The sequence below is a fragment of the Stenotrophomonas sp. P5_B8 genome (assembly GCF_054049855.1).
The window spans coordinates 1-1,713 of record NZ_JBFULO010000614.1 but is presented as its reverse complement, the minus strand read 5'-3'; the positions used below and the strand labels follow the sequence as shown (position 1 = coordinate 1,713).

The 1,713-nt window shown below is 65.0% G+C and carries 2 protein-coding genes; one reads left to right on the top strand and one right to left on the bottom strand.

The annotated features are described in order from the left end of the window. The first annotated feature begins 227 nt into the window (after positions 1 to 227). Positions 228 to 1,157 carry a lipid kinase YegS gene (yegS, locus tag ACXJKH_RS19975; protein WP_457321970.1) on the top strand — a complete coding sequence of 310 codons (930 nt, stop codon included), beginning with the start codon at positions 228 to 230 and terminating at the stop codon, positions 1,155 to 1,157. Positions 1,158 to 1,187: 30 nt separating this feature from the next. Here the strand turns inward: yegS and ACXJKH_RS19970 are convergent. Continuing rightward, the coding region (locus ACXJKH_RS19970; protein ID WP_457321968.1) for an ankyrin repeat domain-containing protein at positions 1,188 to 1,713 on the bottom strand (526 nt) is incomplete at its 5' end.

The following is a 1,713-nucleotide window of genomic DNA, read 5'->3' as shown; positions in this document are numbered from 1 at the left end:
CCTGTAGAGCCGACCGTTGGTCGGCTGCGCTCATCGCGGGTCGAAAAAAAGGCCGCACCCTCACGGAATGCGGCCCTGGGAATACTCGGAGGCTGATCCTGCCTCCATCCATCGTCCCTGCTATGGACTTCCATTCTCCGGGCGTCCGGTGACCGTTTGATGACGTTCACCGGGCACCACGGTAGCCGCTGCTAGCCTGCGCTTCCCCACTGCCCTGGTCGTGCTGCATGCGTAATCCCCACTGGCGTCTGATCCTCAACGGCAAGGCCACCGGCAACGTGGACCTGCGCGAGGCCGTGCACGCCCTGCGCGAGCGCGGCGTGGTGCTGGAGGTGCGGGTCACCTGGGAGGACGGCGATGCCGAGCGCTATGTCGCCGAGGCCATCGAGCATGGCGTGGACACCATCATTGCCGCCGGCGGCGATGGCACCCTGAGCGAAGTGGCCGAGACCCTGGCCCATCGCCCCGAGTCGGCCGACGCGCTGCCGTCGCTGGGCCTGGTGCCGCTGGGCACCGCCAATGACTTCGCCACGGCCGCCGGCATCCCGGCTGACCCGTTGGAGGCGCTGACCCTGATCGAAYAGGCGCTGGCACGCCCGATCGACCTGCTCAACATCGACGCCGACGGCGAGCGCTGGTGGTGCGCCAACGTGGCCAGCGGCGGCTTCGGAACCGAGGTCACCGTGGAGACCGATGAAGGCCTGAAGAAGGTGCTTGGCGGGCTGGCCTACCTGGTGACCGGCATCTCGCGGCTGGGCCGGATCGACCCGATCCGGGCGCGACTGCGCACCCCGGATTTCGACTGGGAAGGCGGCTTCATCGCGCTGGGCATCGGCAACGGCCGTCAGGCCGGCGGTGGACAGGTGCTGTGCCCGGACGCGGTGGTCGACGATGGCCTGCTGGATGTCACGGTCATCCCCGAACTCAGCGGCGAAGTCGCCTCGACCTTCGCCGCGCTGATCAAGGGCGGCAAGCAGGGGGCGCTGGAACAGGTGGCCGAGCGCACGCGTGCGCCGTGGGTGGAGATCGAGGCGGCTGAGCCGATCACCCTGAATCTGGATGGCGAGCCGGTGCAGGCAACGCACTTCCGGATTGAATGCGTGGCGTCACGGGTGCGGATGCATCTGCATCCGGGGAGCCATCTGCTGGGTGGGTGAGTTGTGGGCGGGTGCTCTGCGCGTGCCGGATCACAGCAGTGGAATGTCTTCCTCCTTGCTGGGGAACTTGAAGGCTTCACGCTTCTTTCGGATGTGCTCGGGCATCGGCGGTCGCGGGATGTTGCGAGCGATCAACCATTGCTGGCATTTCTTCTGCCAGGGCAGCAGGTCGGGCGTGGTGATCTCCCAGTAGATGTCTTCGACCATCATCTGGCGGGGCGGAATGTCTGACCCAGGCGGAGAATGCGTCGAAATCGCAGGGTCGGCACCGTGCTCGAGCAGCCAATAGGCAGAATCGAAGCCGCCTCGGCCCGTGTACCAGCTAAGCACGGTGTCACCGCCCCTGGAGAGGTTCGACTCGTTGATCTTCGCGCCATGCTGCACCAGTGTCTGGATGTTCTTCCACTGGTTTCCACTCAGGAACGCTTGCAGCATCAAGGTTTCATTCGCGGAATTTCGTGTATTGGGATCTCCGCCATGTTTCAGGAGTACTTCCAGGAATCGCGGATCATCCATCTTCGCCGCATAGACCATCGCATTGTTGAAGTGGATCTCC